The following is a 20,717-nucleotide window of genomic DNA, read 5'->3' as shown; positions in this document are numbered from 1 at the left end:
GTATTTCACTCGCTGCGTTTTTGTCAACAAATTTCATTTAATCATCAATCTCCAGAACAATTTTCTGCTATCTATTGCCTTTGTACTCAGCAATGATAGAAAGTGCATTTTTAGCCTTAATCAACAACTTCAAACAATAACACGGTACTCACTCCAATCCCTAACCACAGCGCCAAGTCAGTCAGCTTGTAGCCACCATAAGCATTGATGTTGGGATAATTCCAATCAAAGTCTCTCATCGCGCACAACCAACGCTGCTCTCCAAGCAATTGATTTACCAACGGTGCATCAAACTCCGTATTAAATGCCACCGCATAATCTGAACTATCAGCCATCGTTTTCAGTTGTCCGATCCAGGAGGCGATCGCAGTTATCGTGAGTTTGAGGTATTGAGCAAAGTCAGCCATGCAACTATTCGTCGTTTAGAATTGTGTGATGTGAAAAATCCTGACGTTGCTACTCTGGCTAATCTTGCTGTCCACACTCCTTATTCTTTGGAGGAATTAATTGCTGTAGCCCAGGAACGTGACAAAGTTGATATTAGACAATACCGCACTGCTGAAGAAGCGATCGATATAGTTGACCAACTTAATCATCAGGAAGCTGCCAGGTTAGCGCAAATGATTGTCGGTCGTCTGGCAAAAATGGATATCAAAATCGAAGAAAATCCTCCTGATGATGGTTTACTTTTGCAAATCAGATTAATGAGTCCTGAACAAATGGCTGAGGTTTTACGGGCAGTAGCTAATCGTTTGAGTCCTGCTGTCAACCATCAGGAACCACTAGATGATATCAGTGCGGAAAATGCTGATGATACTTGACATAGAGGGAATATTAGGATTTGCGATCGAACTTAACAAAAAAAACTGTTATAAAAATAGATATGCTAATTCACAATCGGCGATCAATGTTACTGATAAAACCGATATTTATTGCTATTACTACATCATTACCTTTGTGCTTCACAGTTTTCCCAGCTAGTGCAGGTAATCCCGAACATCTCAAACAGTTAATCAATACTAATGTATGTCAAGGTTGTGATTTAAGTGGTGTCGATCTGAGAAACACTAATTTAAGTGGTGCTGACTTAAGTGGTGCTAATTTAAGTGGTGCTGACTTAAGTGGTGTTAATTTGAATCGTGCCAACCTATCCAATGCTGACCTAACTAATGCCAATTTGAATGGTGTTAACCTGAAAGAAGCTAATTTAACTAATGTAATAGGGCTGAGTGCTGGTACAGTCGTTCCTAATGAAGGAACATCTAATAATACCCAAAACAGTGCAGGTTCAGCAACGCCAAGAAATCAACATTATACTCGTCCAGAACCTAATGCACCCCAACCAACAGGAAGTGGTGGTAGTCGTTAAGAAATAATAATACTTAATTCAATTATTGATAGAGGCAATCCTTAATGAATTTAGATTTCTCATCATTCTTGGTGACTAGCTTTGGCTTATTTTCTTCAATAATCTTACCGATACAAGTAGCAGAAATTTCGCCCAATAGTATACCTAAAGTTTTGGGAGAATCACCTATTCCCAAACATCAAATTCTTTCTCAGTTATCAGAGCCAAAACTACAAGCGGACAGCCTTTTTAAGTTAGGCGTTGAAAAGCTTTACCAAAGTCAGTTTTCCGAGGCTTTACAAATATTTGAACAAGTACTAAAGCTTCGCCAAGAATTAGGCGATCGTGCAGGTGTAGGAATAACGCTAAGTAACATGGGAGAAATTTATGGCGAACTAAACCAATATTCAAAAGCATTAGAAATTTTACAACAAGCTTTGCTGATTCATCAAGAACTGGGCGATCGAGTAAGTACTGGAGAGACACTTAGACGCTTGGGTATAGTCTACAAAGACCTTGGTCAATATGACAAAGCAATGGCTGTTTTGCAGCAAGCTTTGGCTATTAGTAGACAGGAAAGCGATCGCACCAGTGAAGGTCGTACACTTCTGAGTATTGGTATTGTTTATCGCAGATTAAGTCAATATGACCAAGCCTTAAAGTTTTATCAAGAGGCGTTAGAAATAGCTCGAATAACTAGCGATCGCATAACCATTGGTCGCGCTCTCAACAATATAGGATTCGTATATTACAGCAATGGTCAATATGGTCGCGCTCTTGAGTATTATCAACAAGCTTTAACTATTCGTAAAGATATTAAAGATCGCAGTGGTGAAGCAGTAACTCTCAGTTTTATGGCAACAGTTTACGATAGTCAAGGAGAGTACCAGAAAGCCCTAGATTTCTATCAGCAAGCACTGACAATTAATCAAACAATTGGCAAACTGGTGGATGCCGCAAATCTGCACAATGACATTGGCGGAATCTACTACACTTTAGGTCAATATAACCAAGCTTTATCAGTCTATAAAAAAGCTTTAGCAATTGTTCAACAACTGGGTGCGCGTCCCTCAGAAAGTGCCACTTTAAACAATATTGGATTAGTTTACGATCGCTTAGGTCAGTATACTCAAGCTTTAAATTTTTATCAGCAATCTTTAGCTATTAAACAAGAAATTGGCGATCGCGCCGGGGCAGCGAATACTCTGACTAATATCGGCATAGTTTATGATAGACAAGCTGATTATTCTCAAGCATTGGAATACTTGCAAAAATCTTTAGCAATTAGACAAAATATCGGCGATCGCTCTGGGGAAGCAATCACTTTTAACAGTATAGCGGTAGTTTATCAAAATAATGGTCAAGCTCAAAAAGCACTGGAGACTTATCAACGTGCCTTAGCTATTCAAAAAGAAATAGGCGATCGACCAGCCGAAAGAGTAACTTTGAGTAACATTGCTTTCTTACTAGAAAAGCAAAATCAACCCGAACTAGCTATTGTGTTTTACAAACAATCAGTTAATGTTACACAAGCAATTCGGGAAAACCTCAAACCATTATCACGCGAACAACAAGAATCTTATACTCAAACTGTTGCAGATACTTATCGTTCATTAGCCAATTTATTGCTTTCTCAAGGACGAATTTTAGAAGCGCAACAAATCTTGGAACTTCTGAAAATTCAAGAATTACGCCAGTTCACAGAAAATAGTAGAGCCGGAGGGGAAACAGATGGCAGTCAGTTTAACCCAACGGAAGAGAAAATTATCGAAATTTATGGGAGTTTAATTGCTTTTGGACAGCAAGTGGATGAATGCCAGAAAAATCGCTGTAGCCAACTGGGTGAGTTATTAGATAAACGTGATGCTTTAACCCGCCAGTATAATCAATCTGTAGAAAGTTTAGTTAAACAAATTCGATCGCTTCAAACTCAGGATGAAGCTATTCTCAATCCCAAAGATTTAGGTCGTAAAGCTAGAGAAATTGTCGCAGCGCAACCAGGTACAATACTGATTTATCCTTTGGTTTTAAAAGATAAAATTTGGTTATTATGGGCAGCCCCAGGTGGAATTGTTAAAAGCTTAGAAGTTCCAGTCAAACAACAAGAATTGGGTCAAACTGTCTTAAAATTTCGGCTGCTGCTGCAAAATCCTAATTCTAATATTGCCGAAGTCAAGGCTACGGGAAAACAACTTTACGATTGGTTAATTAAACCTTTAGAATCTGAACTGAAAACTAATCCAGTAAAAAATTTAGTTTTTTCCCTCGATCGCGTCACCCGCTACATTCCCATGAGTGCATTGTTTGACGGACAAAAATATTTAATAGAAAACTATACAATTTCTACTATATTGTCTGCTGAATTAACCGATCTACGCGATCGCCTACCCCTTGGCAGAGAAAATATTTCGGTTTTAGCTCTTGGTTTATCTAAACCAATTTTAAATTTTAATGCTTTACCAAATGTTGAGGATGAAATTAATAGAGTCGTCCGAAAAAGAAATGATGATTCTCAGGGAATTTATCCCGGACAGGCATTTTTAAACCGAGAATTTGATTTTCGGACTATGCGAGATAATTTATCAGGAAAAAAGATTTTACATATTGCTACTCATGGGCAATTTGTAGTGGGTCGCCCCAAAGATTCTTATTTGTTGCTAGGGACTGGTGAAAAGTTAACAATTCCCCAGATTGAAACTTTACAAGATTTAGTAGACGTTCATTTAGTAGTTCTATCTGCTTGCGAAACAGCATTAGGTGGGCCAGATGCGGAAGGCGTGGAAATTGCTGGAATTAGTTATTATTTCCTCGGTCGAGGTGCAAAAGCTGTCATCGCTTCTTTATGGCAAGTAAACGATCGCAGTACCAGCGAATTGATGCAAGAATTCTACAGTAATTTAGCCAAGGGAACAAAGTCTGCACCTATCTCAAAAACTGCGGCTCTACAGCAAGCACAACTTAGCCTTTTGTATAGCAAAGGTTTCGCTCACCCTTATTACTGGGCACCGTTTATTTTGATTGGCAATAGTCTTTAATCTTAAAGTCCACAAGCATTGTCTGTCAGTATATAGTTGTCTCCCACCAAAGGTTCAAATAACTTGGTATTGACTCGCCAAATTCGGTTGACTCTCCAACCAACGCGATCGCCTAATTGCTGACTGATGAGATGATTGCTTGTTTAAATTCAGCGATCGACAAAAGTTTATCCTTACGTCGGTTAACTGATGAAGACATCGATCGCGCTTTTCGGATTTACCACATTACCGATACTGACGCAGTATTAGCCAAAACCAATTGAAACTGTTAATAGTGAGCTTAGTCAAACTGTGACTACAGAGAATACTAATACCATTGAACCGGGAACAGTAGTCAAGATGCGATCGAAGAAGCTGTATATCAACTAGGCAAGACTTTAGCGTTAGCTAATGTTCCCGGTTGGGATAATTGCGGGAATTTTACTGATGAAGATGGTACAAGTTTAAGTGGAACAAAGGCTTTACGAACTGGAGCGATCGCAATTTACGAATTGTTGTCGGAAATGTTTTGTGAATTTTAGGAGGTGGATTAGTATTGACTAAAGCATTTGTGGGTGAAGCTAGTTAAATTGTCCTACAGCCCTTCCCGTCAGCTTCCCTGGTATTTAACCTCGTAGAAGTCTGCTAATACTGTTCTTAACCAATCATTATATTTCATGGGTTTTTTAGAAAGTAGTGTGATTTGGGAGCGCCAGAAGAAGAACCTTTTTTGATTGGTTATCGCTTTGAGTACCCAATAGTAACTCGTTCCTTGGGCACCACCCACCTTATATACCTGAAAGTAGAGAAGTGAATCTCTAGGAATTAAATAAGTTCGACTCATTCCCCATAACTGGTACTTCACTATTAATTTTTCTGGGAAAGCTCGATACTCAATAATCCCAAACAAAGTCCAAACTAAATTGGGGATAACCAAAGCTGTTGGTACAGATAAAAACATGATTATAAACAACAGGCTCTCAACAGAGAAACGGTTTTCATCAAAATATACCGTTCCCGATCTAGGAAAATGCCAAAAATCCGGCTGCAAAATCCGATTTTGTAGCGCACTTAAAGGCTGTGTAGATAGCCAATAACCTACTACTATAAAAGCCGAGATGGTGAGAAACGTAACAATTATGATTAAAAAGAATTTGATGGGGTAAAGCGATAATCGCTCGTGGTATTGAATAACCAGAATGGGAAACTCAGACAGGATTTTAAATCCCTTTGGAACTTTGTTGCTAGACAGCATGATAATTGAGTGAGAAAAGATTTTTATAGCGTATAGATAATCTTTATATCACTACGCTTTATCCTTCAGCTTTTCCCGATGACTTGTGCTTTGGAGCTAACAACTTGTGTTAGTAGAATCACCAGTTAGTTGATGCCAAAGGATAAAAGTGTAAGCACAAAAGACCAAAATAAAATGTCTTAATAGACTGGTTTTTCGCGAACTTGATATTCTTTTTTCTCCAATATACTGTCTTCCGACTCCTGTAGTAAAATTACCACTTTTTCGATGACCAGAATCGTCAATTATTAAACTAAAACCTTTTTTTATTCTAGTTTGACTACACTTGTTCATCAGTTCTAGGCGATACTTCTCTGACGTGAAACCTACGCTGCACAAGCATTATACTCTCTTTTTTTCTTCTTTTTTGTTTAAGTCCCATTAAGCTATACTCTAATGGGGGCATCCATCCAAAATTTTTAGGTAAAAAAAAATTATGAATACTGTCCAGCCCCAAAATACAGAATCTTTGCCAAGTTTGTGCGTTAGCGAACTGATTCGAGTTCAAGCTCAAAATAACCCCGATCGCATCGCCATTGTTGCCCCAAAACGCACTCCCTTAAACTATGGCAGTTTGTGCGATCGCATCCACCAAACAGCCACTATCCTCAATCATCTAGGCATCAGTCACAACGATCGCGTCGCCGTCGTCCTTCCCAATGGCCCAGAAATGGCCGTAGCTTTTTTAGCGATCGCACAAACTGCCACTTGTGCGCCCCTCAACCCAGCTTATCGCGAACAAGAATTCGACTTTTATCTCTCGGATTTGAACGCCAAAGCATTAATAATTCAGCCAGGAATCGCCGAACCAGCCAGAACAGTTGCTAAACAGCGAGGAATTCCAATTATTGAAATTTACCCCCAAATAGAAGCAGAAGCGGGTACCTTTACAATTTCTGAAAATTTAACAAATTCAGCTTCTCAAATCCCAAATCCAGAACCTCATCAGATCGCCTTAGTCTTGCACACCTCCGGCACAACTTCTCGCCCGAAAATAGTCCCATTAACTCATCTCAATCTTTGCACAAGTGCAAATAATATTCGCCAAACCCTCAATTTATCTGAGCGCGATCGCTGTCTCAACATCATGCCATTATTCCATATTCATGGATTAATTGCCGCCTTACTTTCATCCCTGAGTGCTGGCGCTAGCATCGTTTGTACCCCTGGCTTTTATGCCCCACAATTTTTTAGCTGGATCGCAGAATTTCAACCCACTTGGTATTCAGCCGTTCCCACCATGCACCAATCAATTTTGGCACAAGCTCCAGGGAATCGCGACATCATTTCTCACCACCAACTCCGGTTCATTCGCTCCTCTTCAGCTTCCTTAGCACCCCAAATCATGGCTCAATTAGAAGCCACCTTTAATGTCCCCGTAATTGAAGCTTACGGGATGACAGAAGCCACACATCAAATGGCAAGTAATCCCCTACCTCCTAGAGAACGCAAACCCGGTTCAGTTGGCGTAGCAGCAGGGCCAGAAATCGCCATTATGGACGAGGCAGGTAACCTAATTTCCATCGGTGAAATCGGAGAAGTTGTGATTAAAGGAGCCAACGTCACTCCAGGTTATGAAAATAACCCGAAAGCGAATGCAGAAGCTTTTACTAATGGTTGGTTTCGCACGGGCGATTTAGGATATTTAGATAGCGATCGATATCTCTTCTTAAAAGGAAGAATTAAAGAAATTATTAATCGAGCAGGTGAAAAAATTTCCCCTCGCGAAGTCGATGAAATATTACTAGAACATCCCGCAATCGCACAAGCCATTACCTTTGCCGCACCCCATACCCTACTAGGAGAAGATGTGGCCGCTGCTGTCATTTTAAAAGCAGGAATGACTGCCAGCGAGTTAGAAATCAAAGAATTTGCCGCCCAAAAACTAGCAGATTTCAAAATTCCTCGCGTCATTTTATTTCTTGATGAAATTCCCAAAGGGCCAACCGGAAAACTGCAACGAATTGGATTAGCGGAAAAACTAGGAATGACTGCATCCAATCCAACCGCAGCACCAGTAGAATATACTCCGCCGCAAACTGCAAACGAAATCAAACTAGCAGAAATTTGGTCGCAAGTATTAGGAATTGAAAAAATCGGCATTCACGATAACTTTTTTCAATTAGGAGGAGATTCTATTCTCGCCGCTCAAATTGTCAACCGCGTGCGAGATACTTGGGAAGTCGAGTTATCATTTCTAATCTTTTTTCAACAGCCCACCATCGCAACTATGGCAGAGAAAATAACCCAAGCAGGGGCAGCAATGATTGAGTCTGATGGATTAGCTGAAATGTTAGCTGAAATAGAAGCTCTCTCAGATGAAGAAGCCCAGCAAATCCTCGACCAGAAGTAAGTAAAAAATTCATTCACCTTTCATAAGGAGATTCTGAAAAAAAATGGTACACCATTACGGAAGCCTCTTACGCCAAGCCCTGATCAAAAAAGACATCATTCCTTTTATCGGTGTTTATGATGTATTTTCGGCATCTATTGCCGGGAAATATTACGACGGTATTTTTATCAGTGGATTTAGTTTTGCAGCTAGCTACTATGGCTTACCTGATATTGGATTTATTACTTGGTCCGATATTGTAGCATTTGTTCAACGAGTAAAAACTATACTTCCTCACCATCATATTTTGGTTGATATTGATGACGGTTATGTAGATACGGAAGTTGCTTGTCACGTAGTATCTCTATTAGAATCTATGGGGGCTTCGGGGGTAATTATTGAAGACCAAAAACGCCCTCGAAGATGCGGACACTTGGATGGCAAACTGCTGATGGAATTGGATGATTTTCTCGAAAAACTAAAAAATGTTTTGGCAACTCGTAAAGATTTGTTTGTAGTTGCTCGCACGGATGCAACTGATATTGATGAAATCATCCGCAGAGCCAAAGCGTTTGAGGAAGCGGGATCTGATGCTATATTAGCTGATGGGATCAAAGATTTAGAAACCCTCGAAAAAATCAAACTTCAAGTGAATAAACCCCTAGTATTTAACCAAATTGCCGGAGGAAAATCTCCTCCTTGTAACTTAACTCAACTCAAGGATGCAGGAGTGTCTTTAGTTAACTACAGTACACCTTGTTTATTTGCTGCTCAAACAGCCCTGGAAGCTGAAATGCAATTACTTAAAGAAAGGAATGGATTGATTGAGAAAAACAAAGTAGGCGTGAAAGAATGTACGGCATTTTTACATGAAAATCTAGTGAATCGAAGCAAGTAATCAGTGGTATTACAAATTAGGAAATTCCGCTCTGACTTATTTTTAAGTGAAGTAGAATGATGAACGATATTAACCAACGACTGGCTAAACTATCACCTGCTAAACGGGCGCTGCTAGAGCAGAAACTCAAGCAAAAGTCTCTTGAAAAAAACCGCGAATTATCCATTCCTCGAAGTGCAAATTCTGACTCAGCTTCTCTCTCGTTTTCTCAAGTGAGAATGTGGCTGCTCGACCAACTTGAGCCAGGAAATCCCGCCTACAATCGTCCCACAAATATTCACTTGACGGGTCAGTTAAATGTTGCGGCATTGGAACAAAGCCTCAATGAAATTGTGCGTCGCCACGATATTTTACGCACGAGTTTTCTAGCAGTAGATGGTCAACCCGTTCAGGTTATTTCTGCTACGCTGACCTTAAGTTTGCCAATTGTAGACCTGAGTCATTTAGTTAAAAACGATCGAGAATCTGAAGTTCAACGTCTTGCTACTCAAGAGGCACAGCAGTCTTTTAATTTATCTCAATTGCCTTTAATTAAAGCTATTTTAGTGCGCTTGAATGAACAGGAACATATTTTACTGCTGACCTTGCATCACATTATTTTTGATGGCTGGTCGATGGGGGTTTTGACTCAGGAACTTGCCGCACTTTATGAAGCATTTTCTACTGGAAAACCATCTCCTTTACCTGAGTTACCAATTCAGTATGCTGATTTTGCCGAATGGCAGCGACAAAAAGGATTAGAGTCTCAGCTTGCTTACTGGAAAAAGCAGCTTGGGGGTAACTTACCCGTCCTAGAGTTACCCACCGACCAACCTAGAGGTGCTGTGCAAACTTTTCGGGGGGCAAAGCATTCGTTGCTGTTATCCAAAACTCTCACTCAAGCACTGAAGGAGTTGAGTCAACGGGAAGGGGTGACATTATTTATGACCCTGCTGGCAGCGTTCCAAACACTGCTCTATCGATACACGGGTCAGGATGATATTATTGTAGGCACTCCGATCGCAGGGCGCGATCGCACGGAAACGGAAAAACTGATTGGCGTTTTTATTAATACCCTGGTCTTGCGGACTCAGATAGATAGTAATCTCACTGTTCGAGAACTGTTAGGTCGAGTGCGGGAAGTAGCATTAGGAGCTTACAATTGCTCAGATATTCCTTTTGAGAAGTTAGTCCAAGAACTGCAACCAGAGCGAAACTTAAGCCGCACTCCACTATTTCAAATCCTTTTTCAACTGCGAAATCTACCTAACGAGGCAGTAGAAGTACAAGGATTAAAAATAGAAGATTGCCAATTAGAAACAGGCATAGTTATGCTCGATCTAGCTCTGGAAATTGAAGAACAACCTGAAGGGTTATACTGTACATTTAAGTACAACAAAGACCTATTTAACACGGCAACAATTGAGCAGATAAGCGTTAATTTTCAGACATTATTAGCAGGGATAATTGCTAATCCAGAGCAGTCAATCTTGGATTTAACTTCTTTGATTATAAGCGATCGTAAAGCTTTATCCAACTATCAGCGATTCAATTGTTTCTTAATAGGACATGAGTCTTTACTAATTCCTTGTGCTGAACTTCTTTTAAAGCGCGGTCATCAAGTATTAGGCATTGTCTCAACAGGTACATTGATTACTAGCTGGGCAACTTCACAAGGTATACCTTGCATTCAGCCAACGGAAGATTTAGTCGGTTTTTTAAGCCAGCAACCTTTTGATTACTTATTTAGTATTTATAATCCCTTTATCCTGCCGCAAAAACTTCTAGAATTACCCCGTCAATATGCGATCAATTGTCATGATGCTCTGCTGCCCAAGTACGGCGGTCTAAATGCTCCATCTTGGGCTATCTTGCATCAGGAAAAAAATCATGGAATCACCTGGCATAAAATGACTCATCAGGTCGATCTAGGTGATATTTTAAAACAGGTAACTATTAGCATTAGTAAAAAAGAAACGGCTTTTACTCTGAATGGTAAGTGCTATGAAACGATTATCCATTCATTTTCGGAATTAATCTATGACTTGGCTACTAACCAAGTCACTTTAGTTCAACAGGATCTAGCTAAACGAAGCTACTTTTTAAGGTCAGAAAAACCGAGTCCTGGCTGCATCTTGTCCTGGAACCGTCAGGCCGATGAAATAGATACTTTTATTCGAGCTTTAGAGTTTGGTTCATACGAAAATTTAATCGGCCTTCCGAAGTTAGTACTAGGCAGCGAGTTTTTTGTTGTTTCTAAAATAGAAGTTCTTGATACTCCATCTACGTTACCACCAGGAACAATAACAGCAATTGAATCTAATTGCCTTCAGGTTAGTACTGCAAGTTATGATATTTTGCTGCATCAGGTGTTAACAATAGATGGTCAACTCCTCTCCATGCCTGAATTTGCCACCCGATTTAAACTCCAGGTAGGAGAGCAGTTTAAGGAGATCGAATTAGACCGATCGAAGCGTATTAAAACTTTGGAAGTATCGCTAGTCAAGCATGAAAATTTCTGGGTAGAGAGATTAGCAACCTTACAGTTGATAACACTTCCATCTACAGAACAGAAAATATCATCCCAGTTATCAAAGGGTGAAGTCAAGAGTAAAGAATGGCTGATTCCCAATCAGGTAATTACTTTCTTAGAGAGTTACTTACCAGCAGAGACTTTAGGAAAATTCGTCATAGCAGCTTTTGCTGCCTATCTCGCTCGCATCAATCAGACTGAGTGTTTTGATTTGGGATTGAGATATAGCGAATTACAAAGCCAACTGATAGGACTAGAAGGCTTGTTTGCCTCTGCTGTTCCTTGTCGGATAGAAATAAACCAAGAGCAACGTTTTGCAGAAGTTGTTCGGGCTGTAAACGAGCAGGTGGAATTAATAAAACAGCAAAAAACTTATTCACGAGATGTCGTGCTGAGATATCCACAACTTCAGTCTATAGAAGTCGGTTTTGATGGGAAGTTGCCTATCATCGTAGAACAGGTAGCTTGTCTTGATGATTACAAGCAAAAGTCTCCAGAAAATAGTCTTATTTTAGTTATTTCGGAAAATGAAAAAAAATGCTATTGGGTTTATGATACTGCAAGTTATGCTGATGACAGCATTGACAGAATTTTAGAACAGTTTACTATTTTTGTACAAAGTATTATTACTGCTCCCAACCAGGATATTTGTAACCTTCAATTGTTATCTGATGCGGAACGTCATCAATTGCTAGTAGAGTGGAATGCTTCCCAAACAGATTACCTATTTGATCGGTGTATACATCAATTATTTGAACAGCAGGTAGACAAAACTCCTGATGCAATAGCGGTGATGTTTCAAGACCAAAAACTCACCTATCGGGAGTTAAATACTAAGGCAAATCAATTGGCTCATAAATTACAACAATTAGGGGTGAAACCAGAAGTGCTGGTGGGAATTTGCGTGGAACGCTCCCTAGAGATGATTGTGGGATTGTTGGGGATTCTGAAAGCGGGTGGAGCTTATGTACCGCTAGACCCAGTTTATCCAATGGAGCGGTTGGCTTATATGGTGTCAGACGCGCAAGTTCAAGTGCTATTAACTCAAGAGAAGTTACTGCCTTTGTTCGCCCAGCAGATCGTGCAGCATATCATTTGTTTGGATACAAACTGGGGAATTTTTGATGAGAGTGAGGAAAATATACCTGACAGTATTCAGCCAGATTGTTTAGCTTATATGATTTATACGTCGGGTTCTACTGGGAAACCTAAAGGGGTACTAATCTCCCATCGCTCTTTAATTAATTTTACACGGGCTGCTATTTCTGAGTATGAGATAAGTCAGAGCGAGAACCCTACGGGTACGCTTCGCGATCGCATTTTACAATTTGCCTCAATTAGTTTTGATGCTGCTGTCGAAGAAATTTATCCCTGTCTGATTACGGGTGGGACATTAGTGCTGCGAACGGATGAAATGTTGAGTTCTCCATCGACATTTCTCAAAGCTTGCCAAGATTGGAAAGTGACGGTTTTGGAACTGCCGACAGCTTACTGGCAGCAATTGGTTTCGGAATTAGCAACAACCAATCTAGTCCTACCAAAAACTTTGCGTTTGGTAATCATTGGCGGAGAGCGAGTCCTACCCGAATCAGTGAGAATATGGCAACAGCAGGTAGGTGATTACCCTCAATTGTTAAATACCTATGGCCCAACCGAAGCAACTGTAGTTGCCACTGCTTATAAGGTAAAAGCATCTACGCCAATCCAGAAAGAAGTACCGATTGGACGCGCTCTTGCTAATGTTCAAACTTACATTCTCGATCGCAATTTACAACCAGTTCCTATCGGTATCCCCGGCGAATTATACCTTGGCGGTTTGGGTTTAGCACGAGGCTATCTCAACCGTCCTGAACTAACTAAGGAAAAGTTTATTGCCAATCCCTTTAGTAATGACCCAAAGGCACGCCTTTACAAAACAGGCGATCGAGTACGCTATCTCCCTGATGGTAATATCGAATTTATTGGTCGAATTGATAATCAAGTTAAAATTCGGGGTTTCCGCATTGAACTGGGAGAAATTGAAGCTGTATTAATTCAACATCCAACAGTCAAAGAAGCGGTTGTGATAGCCAGAGAGGATCAACCAGGAAATAAACGTTTGGTTGCCTATTTTATTTCTAACTCAAAAGAATCGATTACCAATGAATTACGCTCGTTTCTCAAGACAAAGCTACCTGAATACATGGTGCCATCAATTTTCGTGAGACTGGATGTTTTACCTTTAACTCTCAATGGCAAAGTTGACCGTCGCGCCTTACCTATACCTGAAATTGAGGATACATTTTCAACTAACTTTGTCTCTCCTCGTAACTCAACAGAGGAGCAATTAGCATCGATTTGGTCGTCGGTTTTAGGTATTGAGCGAGTGGGAATTCATCACAACTTTTTTGAGTTGGGAGGACATTCCCTATTAGCTACTCAAGTCATTTCTCGGATCGGTCAAGCTTTCCAGATGGAGTTACCTTTGCGTGCTTTGTTTGAAGCGCCTACAGTTGCTCAATTGGGCGATCGCATCGACACAATTTTATGGACTCAATCAACCCAAGCTCCGTTAAATGTAACTAATCTAGAAGAAGGAGAATTATGAAACCGATCGCAGAATTTTTATCCGAACTGCGCTATCTTCAAGTTAAATTATGGATTGATGGAGGTCGTTTGCGCTACAGTGCGCCCCAAGGAACTCTTACTCCTGAATTGCTCGAGCAAATGCGATCGCGCAAACCAGAAATTATGGCATTTCTGGAGCAAGCAAATCCCAACAAACCTGCACCAATTAAACCGATTTCCAGAAACCAAGATATACCCCTATCTTTTGCACAACAAAGACTATGGTTTCTCGACCAACTTGAAGGTAAAAGCTCTGCTTACAATATGCAGATGGCGTTACGTTTGAAGGGTAATCTCAACGTAGCTGCCTTAGAGCAAACCTTACACTCCATCGTCGAGCGTCACGAAACCCTACGCACCAACTTCGTTACTCGCAATGGTACTCCACAAGCGATCGTTCATACCACTTTTAACTTTTCTCTACCCCTCATCGATTTGCAAAACCGATCGGAAACTGAAAGAGAAAGCAAAGCACAACAATTAATTAATCAAGAATACCTACAACCTTTTAACCTAGAAAAAGATTCTTTATTTCGAGCTACTTTACTCAAGCTACAAGACCAAGACCATATTCTTATAATCATTCTCCACCATATCATTTCAGATGGTTGGTCGATGAACCTGTTGCGTCAGGAACTCCAAACATTTTATACCGCCTTTTCTCAGGGCAAACCTAGTCCTTTACCTGACTTATCGATTCAATACGCTGATTTTGCCGCTTGGCAGCGAGAAGAATTAGCCAAAGAAATTTCCCAACAACACCTACCTTACTGGAAACAACAACTCCAAGGCGCACCACCCCTATTAGAGTTACCTTTGGATTGTCCCAGACCAACTATTCAAACCTTTACCGGTGCCAAATATTATCACCAGCTTTCCCCCTTACTCTACGATAATCTCAAAAACCTTAGCCAAAACGAAGGCGTTACCCTATTTATGACTTTGTTAGCGGCATTCAAAGTTTTACTATATCGCTACACGGGTGCAGAAGATTTGGTAGTGGGTACTCCTGTGGCGGGTCGCAATCGATCGGAAGTTGAGCAGTTAATTGGATTTTTTATTAATACTGTAGTTCTCCGCACTCAGCTGGATGGTAATGCTAGTTTTCGAGAACTTTTAAGTCGAGTCAAAGGGGTGACATTAGGGGCATACGAACACCAAGAAATGCCTTTTGAAAAGTTAGTAGAAGAACTGCAACCGGAACGAAGTCTGAGTTATAATCCTCTGTTTCAAGTCTGGTTCAATATGGTTAATTTACAGTCTAAAGCTTTGGAATTGCCAGATTTGACGGTGGAGTTGCTCTCTAGTTCGGAAGCGGCTTCTAAGTTCGATATTACTTTATACCTGCGAGAGCAATCGGAAGGAATTTCGTTGCAGTGGGTGTATAATCAGGATTTGTTTAACTTAGAAACCATCCAGGTGATGGCAGAGCGTTTTCAAAGTTTATTAGTAAGTATCGTTGCTAATCCAAACCAAGCAATTAGCAATTTGTCTATTTTAAGTTCAGCCGAACGTCTAAGATTACAAAATTGTAAAAACCTTGTTACTCCCGATCGATCTTTTATAGAATTTCCCAAAGCAGCGATCGAGCAATCAATTCCCGATCGCTTTTCCGAGCAAGTCGATAAATATCCCGATCGGATTGCCGTTTCTACTAAAAATTATCAGTGGACTTATCGCAATTTAAACGATCGAGCAAATGCGATCGCGCAATTTATTCTCAAACATTATGGCAACAGTGACGAAAGAATTGCCCTGTTATTAGAACATGATGCCCCTGCAATTGCTGCTATCTTAGGCGTTCTCAAGGCAGGCAAAACTTACGTTCCCCTCGATCCGACTTATCCCCAACTCAGACTGACTTATATCCTAGAAAATAGCCAAGCTACCGCACTTCTGAGCAATCGTCAAAATCTGGCATTAGCTGAACAATTAACCCAAGAGAAAATCCCCTCGATCGATCTCGATGAAATTGACTTCAGCTTAACTAACAACGAAGTACAAAATACAATTTCACCCGATACCTTAGCTTATATTCTCTACACTTCCGGTTCTACCGGACAACCAAAAGGAGTCGTCCAAAACCACCGCAACGTTCTACATTTCATCCGCAACTACACCAATAATCTCCACATTGCTTTTAGCGATCGATTAACCTTGCTTTCATCCTACAGCTTTGATGCCGCAGTGATAGATATTTTTGGAGCATTATTAAATGGTGCCACTCTCTATCCAATTGATATCAAAGAAGAAGGTTTAACCGATTTAGCTGAATGGTTAGAAGCACGGGAAATTACCATTTATCACTCCACTCCTACAGTTTATCGACAGTTTTTGCAGATATTTTCGGCTAACTCTCTGGAAAAAACACGGTTCTCTCAACTGCGTTTAATCGTTTTAGGAGGAGAAGAAGTCGTTAAAAGTGATGTGGAATTGTATCAAAAATATTTTGCCGATCGCTGTATTTTAGTAAATGGTTTAGGTTCTACAGAATCTTCATTTAACCTGCAATATCTGATTGATAAAAATACCCAAATTACTCAGCCTTTAGTTCCGGTGGGATATCCCTTTGATGATACGGAAATTCTTCTTTTAAATGAAGCAGGTAATGTCACCGATCTTTGCGGAGAAATTGCGATTAGAAGCCCTCATATTGCACTAGGTTATTGGCAAAACCCAGCACTAACCCAAGCCGCATTTTTAGCCGATCCTCAAGGAGGAAACCACCGCATTTATCGCACGGGAGATTTGGGTCGGTTAAGAGTTGATGGCACGATCGAATTTTTGGGCAGGCGAGATTTTCAGGTGAAAATTCGCGGTTTACGGATTGAATTAGGCGAAATTGAAGCAAATCTAGCTCAACATCCATCGGTGAAAGAAACTGTCGTCATTGCCGATCGAGAAAGTTCCGAATACAAGCGTTTAATTGCTTATGTAATCGCTCATCCAGACTCAGTTCCAACGGTGGCGGAATTACGAAACTTTTTACAAGATAGGTTGCCTAGTTACATGATTCCGGCAGCATTTGTGATGTTAGATGCCCTACCTTTAACTCCTAACGGTAAAATCAACCGCCGTGCTTTACCCGCACCGGATTTACAGGCACAAAAATCGACAAAAACCTTGATTCCTCCGAGAAATGATTTAGAATTGCGGTTAGTAAAAATTTGGGAGAAAGTGTTAGGAGTTCAGCCAATTGGTATTCAAGATGATTTTTTCGAGTTAGGCGGACATTCCTTAATTGCGATCCAATTGTTTAGCCAAATTCATCAATTAATTGGTGCAGATATTCCCCTCGCCACTCTTTTTAAAGCTCCTACCATTGAAAAGTTAGCTCGGCTGATTTCTCAAGAAGGATGGTCAACACCTTGGTTAAGTTTGGTGCCAATTAAAACGGAAGGTTCTCAACTGCCTTTCTTCTTCCACGGGGGTGCGGCGGATGCGATGACTTGGGCTAGATTTGGTCGCCAATTATCGAGCGATCGCCCTTTTTACGGTTTGCAACTTCCGGCGTTAGATGGTAAACAAGAGTTTCAAGATTCAGTTGAGGAAATCGCCGCTGATTGCCTTAAAGAAATTCGGACAATTCAACCCAATGGCCCTTATTTGCTGGGCGGTCACTGTTTTGGCGGTACGATCGCATTTGAGATCGCCCAACAACTTCTCGATCGAGGCGAAGAAGTAGTATTCTTAGCGTTAGTTGATGCCTACGCTCCTAAATCCGTACCGAACGATCGTCTCCTGTGGCGGATGCGGGCTAATTTTCATAAATGGTACTTTTTACTGTACAAAACTTATTACTACCATGCTGATGAATTAAGAAAACGTCCGTTGGTCGGAAAGCTAACTTATCTGAGCAATTGGTTGGGCAATAAACTGGCAAGAAAAAGCCAAATTAAAATTAATTTTCAGTCCAAAAAATCGCCAAATAATATCAATTTAAAGAGGGAACAACCTGAGAACAAATCTCACTTATCTCAACATGACGATCGGTTCGTTCCTTATGAAATTCGCTATCACCAAGCTCACCAAGCAAACCGAGAAGTAAAGACAAAGTATTCTCCTCAAATCTACTCCGGTCGGATTACTTTATTCCGTGCTAAAATGCAAAAACTAGACTGGTATTTCGGTCAAGAATTAGGTTGGAGCGACTTAGTAGAAAGTGGAATAGAGTGTCATGAAATTCCGGGACTTAATGGCAATTTATTTAACCAACGCTCTCTTCCCCTGCTGGTTGAAAAGGTGAGAGATTGTTTGGAAAAAGTACAAAAAGTTGATTAAATAATATAGTTAACTGTTTTACTATTGAAACAATGCAGGAGCATAAGCGATGAAAATCGTTCAAATCGTACCGAGACTCCCTCCCTATACCGATGGAGTCGGTGATTATTCAATTTTATTAGCCAATCAATTATCAAAAGATTACGGAATTGTCACTCATTTCCTAGTTTTTAAACCTGGAAATAAAACCGAACCAATTGTGGCAGGATTTCCGGTAACTGGAATACCTGCTCATACTCCAGAAGCGCTTTTATCAGTCTTGCCAGCAGATATTGAAGCAATCATTTTACAATATAGTAATTATCCTTATTTACAGAATAAATGGGATGCTCCTTTTTGGTTAGCAACTGCTTTAGAAATGGCAGTTAAGCAGCGAAATATCAAGTCGATCGTGATGTTTCATGAGCTACCGACGTTGAAATTTAAAAAGCTCAATTTTTTACATCCAATTCAAAGTTTAGTTTCTCGCCGCCTTGCCAAAATTGCGACAACCGTTCTCACCAACAGCGATCGCTTTCAAAAAGTGCTAGGGGGTTGGTTACAGCATCCCGTTACCTGTATTCCCAATTTTTCTGCGATTGGCGAACCGAATGAGCAAGTTCCACCTTTAAGCGATCGCACTCGGAGAATGATTGTGTTTGGTGGGAACGATCGCACCCGCGTTTACCAAAATTACCTGACAGGACTATTGTACAGTTGCCAAGCTTTAGGGATTGAAGAAATTTGCGATATTGGTAAGCCTCTCAATTTACAAACCTCGGACTTTCCGGGATTACGTTTAGTGCAGATGGGTTTTCAACCTGCTGAAGCGATTCGAGAACTAATGTTAAATTCTTTAGCTGGTTTTTTCGATTATAGTCGTTTTCCAGGAACTTTGGGTAAATCCAGCGTTTTTGCTGCTTTTTGCGCTCATGGATTAGTTCCTATTTCCTCTTGCTATAATCCTTCAGAATCCGATGGTTTAGAAATGCACGAGCATTATTTAGTACCCGATCGCTTTTTACAAAATTTGTCTTTAACACAGCTTCAAACTGTAGCAAATAATTCCCATAAGTGGTACATGAATCATAATATTAGACAAAATACTCAAGTATTTGCATCTTATATTCAGGGGGCGACAAGCGCCGCCAAGCGCAATAAAATTTGAGTATTTGGCCTTCCTTTTCTGTTACTTTTTCAGCAAGCCCTATTTAATCAAGCTCTGTGCAGTTTCCTGCAAGATGCCCCGCTTTCACCAAATCTGCGTCAGAACCGTTTAGGGGAGAGCCATAATCCGTCACCTCATTGACTGAGACAAGCTTTCAATTTCTTAACTAACACCTGACTTCGGACAATAGAGAAATGGTCGCCAGGAATTTTGTGAATATCTATACCCGCCATAGCTAGAGAATTCCAGCCTTGGATTTGTTTTTCGGCTAATTGTATTGATTTTTCCTCGGCACAGAAGAGAGTAATCTGACCTGAGTAAGGCTGGGGTACATAGCTATGGATAGCTTGGCTGTTAGCTTGAAAAACTTCAAATAGCTGGCGCATCTGCTGTAGCCCGATTTCTGATGGCAAGATCTGAAGTATTTTTGCCTCCTTAAGGAGACAGTCTAATTGCTCGTCCAACTCCAGTTGCCTCAGTTTATCCACTGACACTGGCAGTTCTTTGTCAAAAAGACGACTTAGATTCCTGGCAAAAGAAGTTATCAATATCGCTTCATCTGGTTTGGGCTTGTTGAGAACGGTAGGATTAAAGCTATCTATCAATGCCAACAGTGCTACTTCATGTCCTAAAGAGTGTAACTGTTGGGCAATCTCAAAAGCGACGATACCACCGAAAGACCAGCCGCCGAGTTGGTATGGCCCTTCGGGTTGAATGGTCTGTAGTGCTTCCAGGTAACGGCTAGCCATATCTTCAACGCGAGTTAAAGGTTGTGCGACACCTAACTGGCGAGCTAAGGCTGCGTAACACAGAACATTGCCCCCCACTGGATGAACGCAGAAAAATGGTGGCAAAGAACCTGTTTGCCGAATTGGGACTAAAGGGGAGGATCGTTGGGCATTGGTAGCAGCAGTCAGCAAACTGGCTTGGCGCTCGATGGTGGGTTCGGTGAACAGGGTTGCCAAGGGGAGATGAGTTCCCAATTGCTGTTCGATGCAAGCTATCAGACGCACGGCTAACAGGGAATGACCGCCTAAGTCAAAGAAGTTGTCTCGAACTCCCACACAAGGGATATTGAGAACCTCCGACCAAATTTGAGAAAGTTGTAGTTCTGTGGTATTGCGAGGTGCGATCGCGCCAGTTTGGGCTCTCCCCTAAAGACTATGATAAATTTAACTTATCAATACCTCTTCATTGAAGACAGAAACTCTGGCAAACCCTCTTGAATGGAGGGTTTGCCAGAGTTTCTGTAGAAAAATGATCCCTAAAAGTACTACAACTGAT

Annotated in this window: 12 protein-coding genes and 1 pseudogene; 9 read left to right on the top strand and 4 right to left on the bottom strand. The window is 40.8% G+C overall.

What is annotated here, in order from left to right; translation table 11 throughout:
* Window positions 1–116: 116 nt before the first annotated feature.
* Entirely contained in the window at window positions 117–335 is a 219-nt protein-coding gene (locus ACE1B6_RS20025; protein WP_413259027.1) for a hypothetical protein, read from the bottom strand.
* 9 nt (window positions 336–344) lie between these two features.
* On the opposite strand from ACE1B6_RS20025, the gene ACE1B6_RS20020 reads away from it, so the two are divergent.
* The 4 genes from ACE1B6_RS20020 to ACE1B6_RS20005 all read left to right on the top strand — a co-directional run bounded on the left by ACE1B6_RS20020 (window position 345) and on the right by ACE1B6_RS20005 (window position 4,646).
* A complete protein-coding gene (locus ACE1B6_RS20020; protein ID WP_413259026.1) occupies window positions 345–821 on the top strand; it encodes a hypothetical protein in 477 nt (158 codons plus the stop codon).
* An 86-nt stretch (window positions 822–907) separates the two neighbouring features.
* Complete coding sequence (locus ACE1B6_RS20015; RefSeq protein WP_413259025.1) at window positions 908–1,369, top strand: pentapeptide repeat-containing protein; 462 nt, start codon at window positions 908–910, stop codon at window positions 1,367–1,369.
* 44 nt (window positions 1,370–1,413) lie between these two features.
* Entirely contained in the window at window positions 1,414–4,383 is a 2,970-nt protein-coding gene (locus ACE1B6_RS20010) for a CHAT domain-containing protein (RefSeq protein WP_413259024.1), read from the top strand.
* A 131-nt stretch (window positions 4,384–4,514) separates the two neighbouring features.
* Complete coding sequence (locus ACE1B6_RS20005) at window positions 4,515–4,646, top strand: hypothetical protein (protein WP_413259023.1); 132 nt, start codon at window positions 4,515–4,517, stop codon at window positions 4,644–4,646.
* Between the two features lie 326 nt (window positions 4,647–4,972).
* Here ACE1B6_RS20005 and ACE1B6_RS20000 read toward each other — a convergent pair whose 3' ends face one another.
* Window positions 4,973–5,617 carry a hypothetical protein gene (locus tag ACE1B6_RS20000; RefSeq protein WP_413259022.1) on the bottom strand — a complete coding sequence of 215 codons (645 nt, stop codon included), beginning with the start codon at window positions 5,615–5,617 and terminating at the stop codon, window positions 4,973–4,975.
* Between the two features lie 216 nt (window positions 5,618–5,833).
* Window positions 5,834–5,962: pseudogene (locus ACE1B6_RS19995) on the bottom strand (IS701 family transposase); the annotation flags it as partial.
* A 130-nt stretch (window positions 5,963–6,092) separates the two neighbouring features.
* On the opposite strand from ACE1B6_RS19995, the gene ACE1B6_RS19990 reads away from it, so the two are divergent.
* The 5 genes from ACE1B6_RS19990 to ACE1B6_RS19970 are packed head-to-tail and all read left to right on the top strand — an operon-like array spanning window position 6,093 to window position 19,433.
* The gene (locus ACE1B6_RS19990; RefSeq protein ID WP_413259021.1) at window positions 6,093–8,009 is read left to right on the top strand and encodes an AMP-binding protein; all 1,917 of its coding nucleotides are present in this window, start codon (window positions 6,093–6,095) and stop codon (window positions 8,007–8,009) included.
* A 43-nt stretch (window positions 8,010–8,052) separates the two neighbouring features.
* Window positions 8,053–8,886 carry an isocitrate lyase/PEP mutase family protein gene (locus tag ACE1B6_RS19985; RefSeq protein ID WP_413259020.1) on the top strand — a complete coding sequence of 278 codons (834 nt, stop codon included), beginning with the start codon at window positions 8,053–8,055 and terminating at the stop codon, window positions 8,884–8,886.
* A gap of 56 nt (window positions 8,887–8,942) precedes the next feature.
* Window positions 8,943–13,985, top strand: a complete 5,043-nt coding sequence (locus tag ACE1B6_RS19980) for an amino acid adenylation domain-containing protein (RefSeq protein ID WP_413259019.1) — start codon at window positions 8,943–8,945, stop codon at window positions 13,983–13,985.
* Window positions 13,982–18,286: a non-ribosomal peptide synthetase gene (locus ACE1B6_RS19975; RefSeq protein ID WP_413259018.1), complete on the top strand. Its 4,305-nt coding sequence runs from the start codon at window positions 13,982–13,984 to the stop codon at window positions 18,284–18,286. Before ACE1B6_RS19980 ends, ACE1B6_RS19975 begins: the two co-directional genes overlap by 4 nt.
* A gap of 49 nt (window positions 18,287–18,335) precedes the next feature.
* Window positions 18,336–19,433, top strand: a complete 1,098-nt coding sequence (locus ACE1B6_RS19970; RefSeq protein WP_413259017.1) for a hypothetical protein — start codon at window positions 18,336–18,338, stop codon at window positions 19,431–19,433.
* A gap of 134 nt (window positions 19,434–19,567) precedes the next feature.
* On the opposite strand, the gene ACE1B6_RS19965 is transcribed toward ACE1B6_RS19970, so the two are convergent.
* Window positions 19,568–20,527 (bottom strand): thioesterase domain-containing protein, encoded by a 960-nt coding sequence (locus tag ACE1B6_RS19965; RefSeq protein ID WP_413259028.1) that lies wholly within the window; start codon window positions 20,525–20,527, stop codon window positions 19,568–19,570.
* Window positions 20,528–20,717 lie beyond the last annotated feature (190 nt).

Origin of the sequence: Floridaenema fluviatile BLCC-F154 (genome assembly GCF_041929135.1) — a bacterium.
In the GTDB taxonomy this organism is placed as follows: domain Bacteria; phylum Cyanobacteriota; class Cyanobacteriia; order Cyanobacteriales; family Aerosakkonemataceae; genus Floridanema; species Floridanema fluviatile.
The sequence above is the reverse complement of the archived record's forward strand: the minus strand, read 5'-3'. Positions and strand labels throughout refer to the sequence as shown.